The following is a 15,797-nucleotide window of genomic DNA, read 5'->3' on the forward strand; positions in this document are numbered from 1 at the left end:
CGGACGATGACCACGCAGACCCCGCCCCAGTGGCGTATCGCGGTGGACCGCGCGTGCAAGCGCAGCGGCATCTGCACCGCGCAGGCCCCGCGCTACTTCACCGTGGACGACAAGCTGCGCACCCGTCCCGTCGACGAACTCGTCGATCCGGACGGTGAGTTGATCGAGGTTGCGGAAGCCTGCCCGGCGGAGGCTATTTCCGTCACCGACCAGAGCACCGGTCGGCCCGTCGTACCGAACGAGGAGTAACCATGTCCGGCAGACCGTCGACCACTCGCCGCCGGCTGCTCACAGGCACCGGTGCGGTGACGGCAGCAGGCCTGACGGCCGCCGTCGCCGCACCGGCCGCCGAGGCCTCCGCGCATGCCGGCGCCGGCGGCCCGGCCGGCGTGTGGGCGGTGCAGGTGAGCATCGACCAGCGGCCCGGCGAGATCGAGCGCGCGCACTTCTCCTTCGGCAGCGACGGACAGCTCGTCGTCCAGACCATCAACGCCTCGCACACCGGGCTCGGCCTATGGCGCAGGGCCGGCGGGAACAGATTCGTCTTCGCACTGCGCCATCTGTGGACCGACGGACAGGGCGCCTTCCAGTACGAGGTCAGGATCCGGCACGAAGGGAAGCTGACCTCGCCGACGACCTTTGTCTCGGAAGGGACCGGCACCGCCGTCGACGCGGACGGCAAGGTCCTGCTGACCGTGCAGGCCAAGGTCAGCGGCACACGCTTCGGCATCGACGACTGAACGACCGATCGACTGAGGAGACACTGAATGTGCGGCATCGCCGGGTGGGTGGACTTCACACGTGATCTGCGCCAAGAGGTCGCCGCCGTACAGGCGATGACCGACACGATGGCATTGCGGGGACCGGACGCGGGTGACGTCTGGATCACCGAGCACGCTGCTTTCGGCCACCGGCGGCTGTCCATCATCGACCTCGAGGGCGGCCGCCAGCCGATGGTGGCCGAGGAGAACGGGCAGGTCCTCGCTGGCCTCACCTACAGCGGTGAGGTCTACAACTTCCGGGAGCTGCGGGAGGAACTGGTCGGCCTCGGCCACCGGTTCCGCACCCGCAGCGACACCGAAGTCGTGCTGCGCGCCTATCTGGAGTGGGGCGCGGGCTTCGTCGAGCGCCTCAACGGCATGTACGCCTTCGCCATCTGGGACGCACGCAGCGAGGAACTGCTCCTCGTACGCGACCGGGTGGGCATCAAACCCCTCTACTACCAGCAACTGCCCGGCGGCGGCGTCCTCTTCGGCTCCGAGCCCAAGGCCATCCTCGCCAACCGGCTGGCCGGCCGCACGGTGGACGCCGACGGCCTGCGGGAGATCCTCGCGGGCACCAAGGCCCCGGGCGTGGGCGCCATCCGCGAGATGCCCGAGCTGACACCCGGACACGTCCTCAAGGTCGGCCGCGGCGGATCGACCCTGAGCAGGTACTGGAAGCTGGAGGCCCACGAGCACGAGGACGACCTCCCGACCACCATCAGTACGGTCCGTGAGCTGCTGGAAGACATCGTCACGCGGCAGATCGTCAGCGATGTGCCGCTGTGCACCATGCTCTCCGGCGGCCTCGACTCCAGCACCCTCACCGCGCTCGCCGCGATCGCCAAGCGGCAGGACGGCAGCGGAAAGGTCCGCTCCTTCGCCGTCGACTTCGCGGGCTATCTCGACAACTTCGAACCAGACCTGACCCATCCGACGCCCGACTCCCCGTACGTCCACGAGGTCGTCGAGCACGTCGGCGCCGACCACAACCACATCGTGCTCGGCAACGACGACATGATCGAGGCGTCGGTGCGGCGCGCGGTCGTGCGGGCCATGGACTGGCCGGTCCTCATCGCGGGCCCCGGCAGCATGGACATCTCCCTGTATCTGCTCTTCCGTGCGATCCGCGGACAGTCCACCGTGGCGCTGACGGGGGAGTCGGCCGACGAACTCTTCGGCGGCTACCCGTGGTTCCACCACCCCGAGTACGGCCGGCCCGGCACCCTGCCGTGGACCCTCGCCCACAACCTCGGGCTGCCCGCGCTGTTCGGGCCGCTCTCGGCCCATCTGGACGTCCCCTCCTACCAGGCGGACCAGTACCGCCAGGCCGTTTCGGGCATGCCCAACCTGCCCGGCGAGAGCGGCCGCGACAAGCAGTTCCGCGAGTGCACCTACTTCTTCCTCACCCGCTTCATGCGCACCCTGCTGGACCGCAAGGACCGGCTCAGCATGGCGCTGGGCCTGGAGGTGCGGGTGCCGTTCTGCGACCACCGGCTGCAGGAGTACGTCTTCAACGCGCCGCGCGAGTTCAAGACCTTCGACGGCCAGTGGAAGAGCCTGCTGCGTGCGGCGGTCAAGGACCTGCTGCCCGAGTCCATCCTGCACCGCCCCAAGACCGGCTATCCGATCTCCAACGACACCGCCTACGACACCTACGTTCAGGAGCAGTTCGGCAAGCTGCTGGCCACCGGTGACGCCCCGGTGCTGCCGCTGCTCAACCCGACGGTCGTCGAGGACGTACGGCGGGACCAGACGGCGGCCGGAAAGCTCACCCGTATCGAGGTCGACATGGCCCTGCACATCAACGAGTGGCTGTCCGCGTACGACCTGGCCCTCGACTTCTGAGGCTCCTCGCACGCATACGACGGTGCCCCCGGCCTTTTGCTCGAGGCCGGGGGCACCGTCGTATGCGCGCCTGCCTTCACCAGGACACGGGCAGCGTCTGCGGCCGCTTGAACGCCATGCCCCGCACCCATTCGAGCTCCTCGGCCGGCACCGCGAGCCGCAGCCCCGGCATCCGGTCGAGCAGTGCGCCCAGCGCCTCCTGCAGCTCGATCCGGCCCAGCTGCGCGCCCAGGCAGTGGTGCAGCCCGTGCCCGAAGGTCAGATGCGGGTTGTGCTCACGGGCGATGTCGACGTCGGCGGCCTGCTCGAAGACCGTCTCGTCGCGGTTCGCCGAGGTGATGGCGGGCAGCACCGCCTCGCCCGCGCGGATCAGCGCGCCGCCCAGCTCCATGTCCTCGGTGGCGATCCGCATCGCGCCGGCGCCGCCGCCCGCCAGCGAGTAGCGGAACAGCTCCTCGACCGCGCTGGGCACCAACTCCCGGTCCGCGAGAAGCCGTTCCCACAGATCCGGCTTGCGCAGCAGCGTGATCAGGGCGCCGACTATCTCCCCGGTCGTCGCGTGGTAGCCCGCGACCAGCAAGGTGTGCCCGAAGGCGAGCAGTTCCTCCTCGGAGAGCCGGTCGCCCTCCTCCCGGGCGTCGATCAGCACGGTGAGCAGATCGTCGGCGGGGTTCGCCTTCTTCGTCTCGATCAGTTCGGCGAGATAGGTGTTGAGGCTGATGCGCGCCTCCATCACCGCATCGTGCTGCGCGGCGGAAACGCTGAGCATGACGTCGGTCCACTCCCGGAACCGCTCATGGTCGTCGTACGGCACACCGAGCAGCTCACAGATGACCGTGATCGGCAGTGGCTGCGCCAGATGCCCGATCAGATCGGCGGGCGCCCTTTCGGCGGCCATGGATTCGATCAGCCGGTCGGCGGTCTGCCGCACCGCGGGACGCAGCTGCTCGATCCGTCGCGCGGTGAACGCCTTGGTGACCAGCTTCCGCAGCCGGGTGTGCTCCGGCGGGTCCATCACGAAAATGGACTTCGAGCCCTTGGCGACCGGCAGCAGCCGCGGCGCGTCCGGCTCGGTCAGCGCGGCCTTGCTGAACCGGGGGTCCGCGAGCACATGACGTACGTCCTCGTAGCGGGTCACCACCCACGCCCGGTGGCCCGTGGGCAGCGTCAGCGGCGCGACGGGCTCCGACTCGCGCAGCTTCGCGAGCTCCGGCGCCGGCTCCAGTGGATCGGGCGCCGGGAGCGGAAAGGTGCGCGGAGGATCCTCAGCGGTCATCGCGTGACTCCTTTGTGGTTCGGGCTGCTTCGCTCGGTATCAGGGAGGCGGACGCACTGCGTCAGGCGGATCGTGACAGCCCCGCTTCGACCCGCGATGGAGCCCGGCTCGATGCGGGCGGCGGCATCGAGTCCGTTTCGAGCAAGCCCTGTCAGCCTGCGCGTACATACGCGTATGAGGAGGACGGATGACTACGGATGCCACGGCTCCGGTGGCCGACAAGCAGGAGCCGCAGCCGCCCCGCCCGTCGAAGAGCCGGCGCAGCTTCCTCGGTTGGCCCCGCTGGTTCATCACGTTGTTCGGCACCGACATGTGGGAGCGCTTCAGCTTCTACGGCATGGCCGCGCTGCTCTTCCTGTACGCCTCCGAGCCGAAGGCGGACGGCGGCCTCGGCCTCGGCAACAGCACCGCGGCAGCCCTGTTCGGGGTCTATCTCTCCACCGTCTTCATGGCCTCGCTGCCCGGCGGCTGGATCGGCGACCGGATCCTCGGCGCCCGCAGGGCCGTACTGTACGGCGGCATCACCATCGCGCTCGGCCACTGCTTCATGGCGGTGCCGACCGTGCCGACGTTCTACGGCGGCCTCGGGCTGCTGGCCGTGGGCACCGGCCTGCTGAAGCCGAACCTGGCCAGCATGCTCGCCGCCTTCTATCCGCGCGACGCGCACGCCGAGCGGGACGCGGGCTTCTCCATCTTCTATATGAGCATCCAGATCAGCGCGGTGGTCGCACCGCTGGTGACCGGGGGGCTGGGCGAACTGGTCAACTGGCACCTGGGCTTCGGCGTCGCGGCGCTCGGCATGGCGATAGGAGTCCTGCAGTACGTCCGCGGCAGCGCACACTTCGGGGACGTGGGCAATGAGCCGACCCGCCGAGCCGGTGCGGCGGAGCGCCGGCGGGTACTGCGTGGCGCGCTGGTGATCGTCGCGGCTGTGGGCCTGGTCCTCGGCACGGACGCGGTGGCGGGCACCCTGAAGTTCCGTCATGTGCTGATGCTGGCGGGGCTGTTCGCGATCGGGTCGACCATCGCCTGCTTCACCTATCTGCTGCGCAGCCGTGAGGTGACGGCCGAGGAGCGCGGGCGCGTGAAGGCGTACATCTGGGTCTTCCTGGCGGCCGCGATCTTCTGGATGATCTTTGTCCAGGGCGGCTCGGTCTTCAGTCTCTTCGCCAAGGTGTCGACCGACCGCACGATCGGCGACTTCACCATTCCCGCGAGCTGGTTCCAGTCCGCCGTACCGCTGTTCATGATCGCGGTGGCGCCGGTCTTCGCCCGGCTGTGGGTACGGCTCGGCGACCGCGTCGGCGCCCCGGCGAAGCTCGCCTGCGGGCTCGGCTTCATGGGGTCGAGCCTGGTCGTCATGGCACTGGCCACCGTCGCGGCCTCGGGCGGTGCGGACGTCTCGCCGCTGTGGCTGCTGGTCGCCTATCTGCTGCAGGCCTGCGGTGAGATGTCGTTCGCCCCGGTGGGGATGAGCGTGACGACCAAGGTGGCTCCGGCGACGTTCATCAGCCAGATGATCGGCGTCTTCTGGCTCGCGGCGGCGCTGGGCGCGGGGGTCGGCGGCCAGGCGGTGCGCTTCTCGGAGGACAACCTGCCGGGGCCGGGGTACTTCCTGGTGATGGCGGGGCTGGCCGCCGTGGTGGGCACGGCGTTGGGGCTGGCTTCGGGCCGCCTGCGCCGCGGACTGGGCGTGTAGGACGCTCAACAGACGGCGGTTGCCGCCCCGACGGCAGGGTCATGAGGTGAGATTGTTCAGCGCGGCTTCGGCCAGGTCTGGCCACCGTGCGGCGTGGGCGTGGGGAACAGAGACCCAGTCCTTGAAGGGGCGATGGCTGCCGGACGGATCGAAAAGTTCGGCTTGAGGGAGGGCGAGGGCTTCGGCATGGGTGGGGGTGCCATCGCCGAGCTTGAAGGCGAGGTGGTCGCCCTTGAGACAGGCAAAGGCCTTGCCATGGGCTTTGAGGGCCCGTTTGCCGAACATCGCCCCTGCGACGGCGCCGAGCGGCGGGAGGTCGGCAGCGATGTCGTCGAAGAGTTCATCGGGGGTCATGGGTGGGATCCCTTTTCTGAGTGGAGTGAGCCACCGTAACGTCATCCCGGACAATGCGACTTGTTCAAAGGGGGCGTGCTTCCGATGCGCGATGCCGAATCCAGCGGGCTCACCCTGCGTTTCGCGCCGGAGGTGCGAGCCGGAGTTTTCGAAGGGCACGCCGTGATCGTGGCGGGGGCACCGGCTGATCTCGATCCAGCGTCCGGTGTCGTCCTGCGGTTGCGCCCGTTCTGCGCCCGGATCACCTCCATGCGACGCCGCACCGCCTCCTCGGACGATCGGCTGGAGGACGTCACCCCCCTGGTGCAGACGGATCAACCGCGCGTCATCCACTGCCCGTTGGACATGCGGCCTGCCGCCGGCGTCCTGGAGTACCACCTCAGCTGGGCGATCGACCCGGAGAACGCGGGATTCGGAGCCGACGGGGAGGAAAGGGCGCTGTTCGAGGTCCGCCTGCTCGCTCAGCACCCCGGTGGCGAGGACCAAGTCCTGGCCGCGGGGCACATCAGCGCGGCCTGGGTCGCACCCCACCCCGTCAGGAGCCTCGGACAGCTTGCCCACCTCGGGACCAGCGGCTGCCTGCCCCCATCGCTGGCCGACGCCATCGGCGACCTGATCCGCACCAACGAGGGGTCGGTGCCCGGGTGCGGGCACTGCGCGATGTGCTGGGAACTGGAGGTGCTGACGCACGCCGACCGGGTGCGGGAACTGGCCGAGCACCACAACGAAACCGCCGTCAGTGTGCTACTGGCACAGTGGGATCCCAGTACCGGTCCGGACTACCTCGACCGTTCGCGCCATAGGCCGTGTCGTTGCCAACGCCTCCGCCTCGGGGCGCGCCCGGAGGCCCGGGACACGTGGTGGGCAGAGGACTTGCCCACCCGAGAGCGCCTCGACGCCCAACTGCGGCAGCATGTCACCGCCGCCCGCCTCCGTCACCTCGCACATCAGCGCCGCACGCCGGGCGGCACCTGACACTCGCCGCGACGCAGCGGATCGGCTCACCGTGCGTGAATCGTGCACCCCGCTGCCGCCAGGGGTGAGTTACGGCCGTCATGAGTGATGTCCATTCTCACGCCCGCCCGTTGATCGAAGTAGACGTACGCGGCGCAACCCATGCCCGCAGAGGTCTCGGTGCGGTAGAACTCGATCTCATCGACCGGGTCGACGGCGACGAACTCTCTGAGCATCGACTCCAACACGCAGTGCGGGCATTCCTCCGCCGTCCGGAACCGGTGCCTCACCGATCGGCCGGCCACGTTCGTCGCGACCAGCAGGTCGCCACCGGGGTCGAGTTCCAGGCTCATCCAGCACAGCCGGGGATCACGGGACAGGCGGCGCAACTCCTGGCCTATCCGGTCCGTGCCGGCCTCGACGGGCGGCGTCCTCTCCCACAGCTTCTGAACATGGCGCTCGACCTGCTCGGGGCGGTGCACCAGCCGCAGCACCACCAGGATCACGACCCAGTCGAGGAGGTACCACGCCATGAGCCACCCGTGCATATCTCCGTTGGCGTAGAGCAGCAGGGCGACACTGACGAACAGCGCCGGCAGGAAGATCCGCCACCTCAGCTGCCGCACCACGCTGTAGTACGTGGCCAACGGGACAACGATCAGACCAAGCAACGCCAGTACCCTCAACTCAGCCCCTCCGCCGCGCCCGAGCAACTCGCGCCGATCCTAATACTGGTGAGCTGAAGGAGTTCGGCTCACCAGCCGACCACCGCCCCGCTGCGGAAGAACACCCCGCTCGGCGCCCCGTCCGGCAGCGTCGCCGCATACGCGATGTCCCCTGCCGCGTCCTCGGCGGACCGCTCGGCCTGGGGACGCATCCGGGTGCGGACAAGACCGGGGTTCACCGCGTTCACCAGCACCCCCGTGCCCTCCGTCTCCTTGGCCAGGAGCACGGTCACCGCGTTGAGCGCGGCCTTGGAGACCGAGTAGGCCGGCGCCTGCGGGAAGAGCCCGTTGGTGAAGGAGCCCGTGCCGCTGGAGACCATCACGACGCGTCCCCAGCCGTGCTCCACCATCCCGGGCAGAAAGGCCTGGGAGACCCGCCAGGCGCCCAGCACGTTCACCGAGAGCGTGGCTTCCACCAGCGACAGGGGCACTGCGGACGGCGCATCCCCGCGGTCCAGGAAGGTCCCCGCGTTGTTCACCAGAACGTCGACGCGCCCCACCCGCTCGGCCGCGCTCTTGACCGAGGCGTCGTCCGACACATCGAGGACGACGGCCGCCGCGCCCTCGCCGAGCGACTGCGCGGCGGCCGTCACCGCCTCCTCGTCGCGTCCGCCGAGCACCACCTTGAACCCCCGGGTGTGCAGCAGAGTGCTGACCGCAAGGCCGAGGCCCCGGTTGGCACCTGTCACCAGGGCGGTGCGGGACCGGAATACCCGTGTCATCGTCGTCAGCTCCTTCAGAGCACCGCGTCGGCGAGGAGTTCCAGCTGGCCGGTGTCGCTGCCGCAGGGCATGAAGACGATCTCGTCGCAGCCCGCCTCCTCGTACTCCTTCACCGCCCGCCGCAGCCGGTCCGCCTCGGTGAACGCCATGCCCACGATCGACTCGGCGCGCCCGCTGAAGGCGTAGTAGTCCAGCAGATAGTCCTTCGCCCGGTCGGTGGCAGCCGCGCCCAGCGAGTAGTAGAGCAGTGTCACCAGATGCGGCCGGTCCATCCGGCCGGCCCTCTGCCACGCTGCCTTCACGCGCACGGCGTTGGCCCGGTAGCCGGAGGGCGAGCTGCCGCCGGCGATCCAGCCGCGGCCGTACTGTGCCGCGCGCCGGAACGCCGCGTCGGACGTGCCGCCGATGAGCACCGACGGCAGCGTCGTCGGCGTCGGGCCGACCGGCCGGTCGAAGCCCAGGCCGTCGCCGCCCCAGATCCGGCGCAGATCCACCAGCAGGGAGTCGAGCACGGGTCCGCGCGCGGAGTGCGGTACGCCCGACACCGCGAAGTCGTCCTCGCGGTTGCCGGCGGCCACCCCCAGCGTCAGCCGTCCCCCGGAGAGGCGGTCGAGCGAGGCCAACTGCTTGGCCAGCAGAGGGGTGTTGTTGCGGTACGGCGGGGTCAGCACGGTCGTCGCCAGCTTGATCCGGTCGGTCACCGCCGCGGCCGCCGCGAGCGCGATCAGCGGCTCGTAGTTGTCGTACACCAGGCGGTCGAGTACGCCGAGCGTCGAGAAGCCGAACTGCTCTGCCTGGCGCGCCCAGTCGATGATCTCCTCCCGGCGGGCGCCGGGGACGGTGGAGGGGAGTCCCACACCGATCAGCATCAGCGGCCTCCTTCGGCCGGGTCGGTGGCCGGGCCCGCCGCCGCGAGCCCGGTGAGGACGTCGACGACGTGGGCGGGCGCCGGACGCTGCTGGATCTCGTGGCGCACTTCCTGCGCGGCCTTGCGGTACGCGGGCTCCTGAAGCAGTTCGAGCACCGCCGTACGGATCCGCTCCGGCTCGGCCTCGTCCTTGGCGAGGCTCAGCCCCGCCCCGGTGGCCGTGAACCGCTGGGCGTTGAAGGTGTGGTCGATGAGCTGGGGAACCACCAGCTGGGGCAGCCCGGCGGCGAGCGAGGTGAGGATCGTGCCCGCGCCGCCGTGCGCCACCACCGCGTCGCAGTGCGGCAGTACGGTGTGCAGCGGCACCGATTCCAGCACCTTCACCCGCTCGGGCAGCGCACCCAGCAGCTGGCGCTGTTCCCGGGCGACCACGACCACGATCCCGACGTCGAGGGAGTCGAGCGCGGCGACGATCCGCGGCGCGAGATACATCTCCCCGTCCAGCCGTCCGACCGTCGTGCCCCAGGTCACGCAGACGCGCGGCCTGCGGCGTTCGGCCGGGGGCAGCGGCACGGGCAGCGACCCCGAGCCGTTGTACGGCACCGGCCGGACCGGCTGCCGGGTGATCGGCCGCGCCGCCTCGACCGCCGGCACCTGCATGGCTGCCGGGCAGGGATCGAGGGTCAGGCTGCCCAGCAGATCGACGCCGTCGAGGCAGCCGAAGCGCTCGCAGAGCGGGGCCATGACTTCGCGCTCCAGCTCCACGGCCCCCGCGCGGTGCATCAGATCCGCACCCCAGGGAAAGCGCACGGCCGGAATCCCGAGCACCTTCGCCGCCAACGGCCCCGCATACGCGGTCGGTTCGAAAACAATGAGGTCCGGCCGCCAGGCGCGGCCGTACGCGACCAGATCGTCCGCCATCGCCGACGCCAGATCGGCAAAGAGCGACACCGCCCGCGGCCCCTTGGCCCGTGTCGGCCTGCCGGCCGACACGGGCGCCCGCCCGGGTATGTAGTCGCGGATCCGGGCCACCGCGTCGACGCTGTCGTCCCCGACCGCCACGGCGGGCACGCCGGACGCGGCGATCGTCGCGCTCAGCGAGGGCGCACTGGCCGCCCGCACCTCATGACCGGCTGCCCGCAGCGCCCAGGCCAGCGGCACCATCTGGTAGTAGTGGGTCGGCCATGCCCAGCTCGTGAACAGCACCCGCATGTGTCGCTCGCCCCTTCCGGTGCGTTGCTCTCGTCAGTCGCCGAGACCTGCCTGCCGGTGGGCCTCGGCCGCCGCGCGCACCAGGGACAACTGGCCTTCCAGCGTGGGCGCGTACGGCGATATCCCGAGGGTGGTGACGCCTGCGGCGGCGAAGTCTGACATCCGGCGGGCGATCCGTTCGGGCGGCCCCAACAGCGAGGTGCTGTCGATGAATTCGACCGGCACGGCCTCGGCGGCACCGCGCGCGTCCCCGGCGGTGAACCGCTCCTGGACCTCGTCGGCGGCCTTCTCGTGGCCCATCCGCACGGCCAGCCGGTAGTAGAAGTTGCTGTCCTTGTCGCCCAGGCTCATAAAGCGGGCGACATAGTGGCTGATGGCCTCGGCCGCGGACCGTACGTCCGAGCCGACCGCCATCGGTGCGGACACGAACGCGTCGAAACCCGTCAGGTCCAGTCCCGCCCGCTGACGTCCCGTACGCAGCTCGATCAGCGCTTCCTTGGCGAGCTCGGGGGAGCAGAACACCCCCACCCAGCCGTCCGCGATCTCACCGGTCAGCTGCAGGCTGCGCGGGCCGACCGCCGCCAGATACACCGGCAGCCGCGGATGCGTCGGCTCGGTGGTGAGCCGGAACGCACCGCCGTTGCCGCCCGGCATCGGCAGCGCGAAATGCTGGCCGGCGTAGGTGACTTCGTCGCGCGCCAGCGTGCGCCGCACGATCTCCACGTACTCCCGCGTGCGGGCGAGCGGCTTGGCGAACGGCGTACCGTGCCAGCCCTCCGTCACATGGGAGTTGGAGATCCCGAGCCCGAGCCGGAACCGGCCCCCGGACAGACCGTCCAGCGTCGCCGCGGTCAGCGCCATGCTCACCGGGGTGCGCGCCGGGATCTGGATGACCGTGGAGACCAGACCGATACGGCTGGTCCGCGCGGCCACCCAGCCCAGCACGGAGACCGCGTCCGAGCGGAACCCCTCGGGCGCCGCGGCGACGTCGAAGCCGAGCCGTTCGGCCTCCTGCGCCGTCTCCGCGCAGCCCTGGGGAACGAGATTGATCCCGAGTCGCATCGCGTGTCACTCGTCCTTGTAGGCGATGACGAGCGAGTCGGTGTTGCTCAGCACCTTGGACTCGGAGCGCGAGAAGCCGGCCTCGCGCATCCACGCGGCACAGTCGGCCGTGCTGTACTCCGAGCCGGTGTGGGTTACCAGCAGCATGTCCAGGCTGATCAGCAGGTTGACCAGGTCGGTCGGCTGGTCGGCGACCATGCGGTCGTACACCAGCAGCGCGCCGCCGGGACGCACGGCCTGGTACGCCTTCGCGATCAGGCCCTGGCGCTCCTCGGCGTTCCAGTTGTGCAGGACGTGCCCCATGATCAGCACATCGCCCTCGGGCAGCTGGTCGACGAAGAAGTTGCCGCCCACAAAGCTGATGCGGTCCCTCGTGCCCAGCTTCTCCATGTGCTCGTCGAAGGCCCAGCCCATGTGCGGCAGATCGAAGACGGTCGCCTTCGGCTTGGGGTGCGCCTCCAGCAGCAGCGCGGACAGATTGCCGCGGGCGCCGCCGACATCGACGAAGGTCTCGTACGCCGAGAAGTCGAACGCGGCGGCGAGCCTCGGGGCGACCAGGCTGTTGAGCGAGTCCATCATGGTGAGGAACTGGCGCAGATGGTCGGGGTCGTCGCCCATCTGTCCGACGATGTCCCCCTCCTTGCCCTTGACCTGGGGCTCTCCGGTCTGCAGTGCCGCGGTGAGGTTCTCCCACGCCGGGTACAGCATCGAGTTGGCGCGCTCCAGGAAACCGCCCGCGTAGCTGCGCTTGTTGCGGTCGAGGAACTTGTCGGCGGCCGGGCTGTTGCGGTAGCGGCCGTCCTCCACCTCGACAAGACCCAGGGTGACCAGCGCGGCGATGAAGTCGTCCGAGCCGCGCGGGTGCAGGCCGGCCGAGGAGGCCAGTTCGTCCTTGGTGGCGGGTCCGGCGGCGAGGGTGGAGAAGAGGTCCAGTTCAAGCGCGCTCAGCAGGATCTTTGCTGTGCAGAAGGCGGTGCCGATCCGGATCAGCGCCTCAGGGCTGGACGTGTCCGTGAGGGAAGCGTGAGTCGTCACAGACGAACTCCTTTCTCGGTTACCGGACGGGCGGGGTCGTGGCGTGCCCGGGCCATGTTTTGGCACCGGCCTCGAAGTCCTCTTGAGCGGGGATCGGCCGTGCCCACCGAGCGGGCCGGAGCAGCCCTCGATCGGGCATTGAGCGGCGGCGGAGACCGTGGCGCCGAACCTCAAGAGACCTTGCGCTTGGAGGCAGACATCATGGCCGGCAACCCACCGTTCCGCGTGATCCTGCGGATGGAGATCCTCCCGGGCGTGCAGGAGGAGTTCGAGAAGGGCTGGTGGGAGGTCGCCTCGGTCATCGCCAGGCAGCCCGCCAACCGAGGACAGACGCTGGTGCGCTCGGTCGAGGAGGAGCGCGTCTACTACGTCATCACCGACTGGCAGGACGAGCCCACCTTCCGCGCCTTCGAGCTCAGCGAGGCGCATGTGGAGCACCGGCGCAGGCTCCAGCCGTACCGCAGCGGCGGCCATATGACGGTGACGCAGACGGTGTACGACCTGCCGCCCGCGCCGCCCGCCGCCGAAGTGCCGGCACAGCGCACGGCGGCCCCCACCGGGGACCGGGTGGCGTTCATTGGCCTCGGCAACATGGGCGCCGGGATGGCGCACAGCCTCATCGACTCCGGCCGGGCGCTCACCGTCCACAACCGCACCGCCGCCAAGACCACGCCACTGGCCCAGGCGGGCGCCACGGTGGCCGCGAGCGCGGCGGAGGCAGCGGCGGGAGCGTCCGTCGTCGTGCTCAGCCTGAGCGACGAACCGGCCGTCGAGGACGTGCTGTTCGGACAGATCGTGCCCGTACTGGCCCCCGGCGCCGTCGTCATCGACACCTCAACCGTCTCCCCGGCCTATGCGAAGGCGTCCGCCGCCAGGCTGTCGGCCGCCGGGCTGCGCCGGGTCGAGGCCTGTGTCGTCGGCAACCCCTTCCAGGCCCGCGAGGGCAAGCTGCGCGTGTACACCAGCGGGGAGCAGGCGGACATCGACGAGGTCCGCCCGCTGCTCGACACCATCGGCAGCGAGGTCGTCCACCTGGGCGCGCCGGGCACCGCGGCCACCATCAAGCTCATTTTCAATCTGCTGCTGGGCGCCCAGGTCGCCTCCCTCGCCGAAGCCGTCGCCTACGGAGTGGAGGCGGGGCTCGACCGGGACAGCCTCCTGGGTGCCATCGCCGGCAGCGGATTCAGCTCCATCGTGATGAGGTTCCGCGCCGAGCTGATGCGCAAGTCCAGCTACGAGCCCGCCTTCTTCCGCTCCACGCTGATGGAGAAGGACCTGCGCCTGGCCATCGAGGACGCGGCTCGGGCCGGAGTGGGCCTGCCCGTACTCGGCACGGTGCGCGAGAGCTTCGCGGCCGCGGTTGCCGCGGGCGACGGCGACAAGGACGCCTCCGTACTCATCGAGCACACCACCGCCGCCACCAAAGGGAAGGGGGGCCGGCCGTGACCGGCGACGATGCACGGCACCTGCGGCTGAGGGACATCGCCGAGGTCGCGGAGGCGTCCGGTGAACTCGTCGGCGAGCTCCCTCTCCACGACGACGACCGGATGCTCGACCTGGTGTTCGTCTGGTTCCGTGCGTGCTTCCGCCCCGAACGCACCAGAGGCCGGGGCGGCATCTTCCACTACGAGGTCAACACCGCCTCAGGGGTGCGGCACCGCTATGTCACCGTCACCGACGGCCACTGCACATCGGCCCGTGACGCCAGCACGCCAAACGCGACCATCGGGGTGGACATGCAGGACCTTCTCGCCCTGGCCACCGGGGAGTTGAAGGGCACGGACGCCTTCATCAGCGGACGGCTGAAGATCTCCGGCGATGTCTTCTTCGCGATGAACTGGATCGAGTGGTTCGGATCCCGCAGCGCCCAGCCGACAGCCGAATAGCTTCGTTTAGCCGCCTTCGAGCCCCCTTGCAGGGGCGGAGCGCAGCCTGACCGCAGTGCGGCACCTGCGACACCCAAGGACAGCACGTCAACGCGGCGACCACGCCCGGCATTTGGAGGATTCGTGTCCCTTCGCCTGTTCACCTCGGAGTCAGTGACCGAGGGCCATCCCGACAAGATCGCCGACCAGATCAGCGACGCCGTCCTCGATGCGCTGCTGGCGCAGGACCCGAAGTCGCGCGTCGCCGTCGAGACGCTGATCACCACAGGCCAGGTTCACCTGGCCGGAGAGGTCACCACCAATGCGTACGCCGACATCCAGAGCCTGGTCCGGGAGACGGTGCTCAAGATCGGCTACGACTCGTCGGCGAAGGGATTCGACGGCGCCTCCTGCGGCGTCTCGGTCTCCATCGGCGCCCAGTCACCCGACATCGCGCAGGGCGTCAACACCGCCTACGAGAAGCGCGTCGAGGGGTCCGCCACAGGTGAAGAAGGTGACGCGCTCAGCGAGCAGGGCGCCGGCGACCAGGGCCTGATGTTCGGCTACGCCTCCGACGAGACGCCCGAGCTGATGCCGCTCCCGATCACGCTCGCCCACCGGCTCGCCAAGCGCCTCACCGAGGTCCGCAAGAACGGCACCGTCCCCTATCTGCGGCCCGACGGCAAGACGCAGGTCACCATCGAGTACGACGGCGACACAGCCGTCCGTCTCGACACCGTGGTCGTCTCCTCGCAGCACGCGCCCGGCATCGACCTGGACTCGCTGCTGATCCCGGACATCCGCGACTGCGTCGTACGCCCCGTGCTCCAGGAGCTCATCGAGGACGGCGTACAGCTGCGCACCGAGGGCTACCGGCTGCTGGTCAACCCGACCGGCCGGTTCGAGATCGGCGGCCCGGTCGGCGACGCCGGCCTGACCGGCCGCAAGATCATCATCGACACCTACGGCGGCATGTCCCGCCACGGCGGCGGCGCCTTCTCCGGCAAGGACCCGTCCAAGGTGGACCGCAGCGCCGCGTATGCGATGCGCTGGGTCGCCAAGAACGTGGTCGCCGCCGGTCTCGCGCACCGCTGCGAGGTCCAGGTCGCCTACGCGATCGGCAAGGCGGAGCCGGTCGGTCTCTTCGTGGAGACCTTCGGCACCGAGACCGTGCCCGTGCCGGACATCCAGCGGGCCATCGACGAGGTCTTCGACCTGCGCCCGGCGGCGATCATCCGCGACCTCGACCTGCTGCGTCCCATCTACGCCCAGACCGCCGCGTACGGCCACTTCGGCCGCGACCTCCCCGACTTCACCTGGGAGTCCACCGACCGCGCGGAGAAACTGCGCCAGGCAGCCATCGCCGACTGAGCCAAACCGAGCCACACGAGCCACACGAGCCAAGGAGCAGTGACC

16 protein-coding genes are annotated in these 15,797 nt (G+C 69.9%); 8 read left to right on the plus strand and 8 right to left on the minus strand.

Features of this window, described 5'->3' with window-relative positions:
- The first annotated feature begins 6 nt into the window (after nt 1-6).
- The 3 genes from ACQEVG_RS32130 to asnB are packed head-to-tail and all read left to right on the plus strand — an operon-like array spanning nt 7 to nt 2,609.
- Nucleotides 7-249 (plus strand): ferredoxin, encoded by a 243-nt coding sequence (locus ACQEVG_RS32130; RefSeq protein ID WP_432990327.1) that lies wholly within the window; start codon nt 7-9, stop codon nt 247-249.
- A gap of 2 nt (nt 250-251) precedes the next feature.
- On the plus strand, nt 252-740 hold the full coding sequence (locus tag ACQEVG_RS32135) for a hypothetical protein (protein ID WP_432990329.1): 489 nt from the start codon (nt 252-254) through the stop codon (nt 738-740).
- 27 nt (nt 741-767) lie between these two features.
- Nucleotides 768-2,609: an asparagine synthase (glutamine-hydrolyzing) gene (asnB, locus tag ACQEVG_RS32140; protein WP_432990331.1), complete on the plus strand. Its 1,842-nt coding sequence runs from the start codon at nt 768-770 to the stop codon at nt 2,607-2,609.
- 76 nt (nt 2,610-2,685) lie between these two features.
- Here the strand turns inward: asnB and ACQEVG_RS32145 are convergent, their stop codons facing one another.
- Nucleotides 2,686-3,885, minus strand: coding sequence for a cytochrome P450 (locus tag ACQEVG_RS32145; RefSeq protein WP_432990333.1), 1,200 nt, complete (start codon nt 3,883-3,885; stop codon nt 2,686-2,688).
- 187 nt (nt 3,886-4,072) lie between these two features.
- Here ACQEVG_RS32145 and ACQEVG_RS32150 point away from each other — a divergent pair, with 187 nt between their 5' ends.
- Nucleotides 4,073-5,584, plus strand: a complete 1,512-nt coding sequence (locus ACQEVG_RS32150; protein ID WP_432990335.1) for a peptide MFS transporter — start codon at nt 4,073-4,075, stop codon at nt 5,582-5,584.
- Between the two features lie 39 nt (nt 5,585-5,623).
- Here ACQEVG_RS32150 and ACQEVG_RS32155 read toward each other — a convergent pair whose 3' ends face one another.
- The gene (locus ACQEVG_RS32155) at nt 5,624-5,938 is read right to left on the minus strand and encodes a hypothetical protein (protein ID WP_432990337.1); all 315 of its coding nucleotides are present in this window, start codon (nt 5,936-5,938) and stop codon (nt 5,624-5,626) included.
- Between the two features lie 84 nt (nt 5,939-6,022).
- Here ACQEVG_RS32155 and ACQEVG_RS32160 point away from each other — a divergent pair, with 84 nt between their 5' ends.
- Entirely contained in the window at nt 6,023-6,913 is an 891-nt protein-coding gene (locus tag ACQEVG_RS32160) for a hypothetical protein (protein WP_432990339.1), read from the plus strand.
- Nucleotides 6,914-6,939: 26 nt separating this feature from the next.
- Here the strand turns inward: ACQEVG_RS32160 and ACQEVG_RS32165 are convergent, their stop codons facing one another.
- The 6 genes from ACQEVG_RS32165 to ACQEVG_RS32190 form a co-directional block, all read right to left on the minus strand.
- Complete coding sequence (locus ACQEVG_RS32165) at nt 6,940-7,539, minus strand: hypothetical protein (protein ID WP_432990341.1); 600 nt, start codon at nt 7,537-7,539, stop codon at nt 6,940-6,942.
- Nucleotides 7,540-7,646: 107 nt separating this feature from the next.
- Entirely contained in the window at nt 7,647-8,339 is a 693-nt protein-coding gene (locus ACQEVG_RS32170; RefSeq protein WP_432990343.1) for an SDR family NAD(P)-dependent oxidoreductase, read from the minus strand.
- Between the two features lie 14 nt (nt 8,340-8,353).
- Nucleotides 8,354-9,208 (minus strand): LLM class flavin-dependent oxidoreductase, encoded by an 855-nt coding sequence (locus tag ACQEVG_RS32175; protein WP_432990345.1) that lies wholly within the window; start codon nt 9,206-9,208, stop codon nt 8,354-8,356.
- Entirely contained in the window at nt 9,208-10,419 is a 1,212-nt protein-coding gene (locus ACQEVG_RS32180; RefSeq protein ID WP_432990347.1) for a nucleotide disphospho-sugar-binding domain-containing protein, read from the minus strand. The genes ACQEVG_RS32175 and ACQEVG_RS32180 overlap by 1 nt, the downstream gene beginning before the upstream one ends.
- Nucleotides 10,420-10,452: 33 nt before the next feature.
- Nucleotides 10,453-11,481, minus strand: coding sequence for an LLM class flavin-dependent oxidoreductase (locus ACQEVG_RS32185; protein ID WP_432990349.1), 1,029 nt, complete (start codon nt 11,479-11,481; stop codon nt 10,453-10,455).
- A gap of 6 nt (nt 11,482-11,487) precedes the next feature.
- The gene (locus ACQEVG_RS32190; protein ID WP_432990351.1) at nt 11,488-12,516 is read right to left on the minus strand and encodes a methyltransferase; all 1,029 of its coding nucleotides are present in this window, start codon (nt 12,514-12,516) and stop codon (nt 11,488-11,490) included.
- A 201-nt stretch (nt 12,517-12,717) separates the two neighbouring features.
- Here ACQEVG_RS32190 and ACQEVG_RS32195 point away from each other — a divergent pair, with 201 nt between their 5' ends.
- The 3 genes from ACQEVG_RS32195 to metK all read left to right on the plus strand — a co-directional run bounded on the left by ACQEVG_RS32195 (nt 12,718) and on the right by metK (nt 15,752).
- Nucleotides 12,718-13,962 carry an NAD(P)-binding domain-containing protein gene (locus ACQEVG_RS32195; protein WP_432990353.1) on the plus strand — a complete coding sequence of 415 codons (1,245 nt, stop codon included), beginning with the start codon at nt 12,718-12,720 and terminating at the stop codon, nt 13,960-13,962.
- Complete coding sequence (locus ACQEVG_RS32200) at nt 13,959-14,402, plus strand: SCP2 sterol-binding domain-containing protein (protein WP_432990355.1); 444 nt, start codon at nt 13,959-13,961, stop codon at nt 14,400-14,402. Before ACQEVG_RS32195 ends, ACQEVG_RS32200 begins: the two co-directional genes overlap by 4 nt.
- A 123-nt stretch (nt 14,403-14,525) precedes the next feature.
- On the plus strand, nt 14,526-15,752 hold the full coding sequence (gene metK, locus ACQEVG_RS32205; RefSeq protein ID WP_432990357.1) for a methionine adenosyltransferase: 1,227 nt from the start codon (nt 14,526-14,528) through the stop codon (nt 15,750-15,752).
- The last annotated feature ends 45 nt before the right edge of the window (nt 15,753-15,797 follow it).

Origin of the sequence: Streptomyces sp. CA-135486, from assembly GCF_050936555.1 — a bacterium.
Lineage (GTDB): Bacteria > Actinomycetota > Actinomycetes > Streptomycetales > Streptomycetaceae > Streptomyces.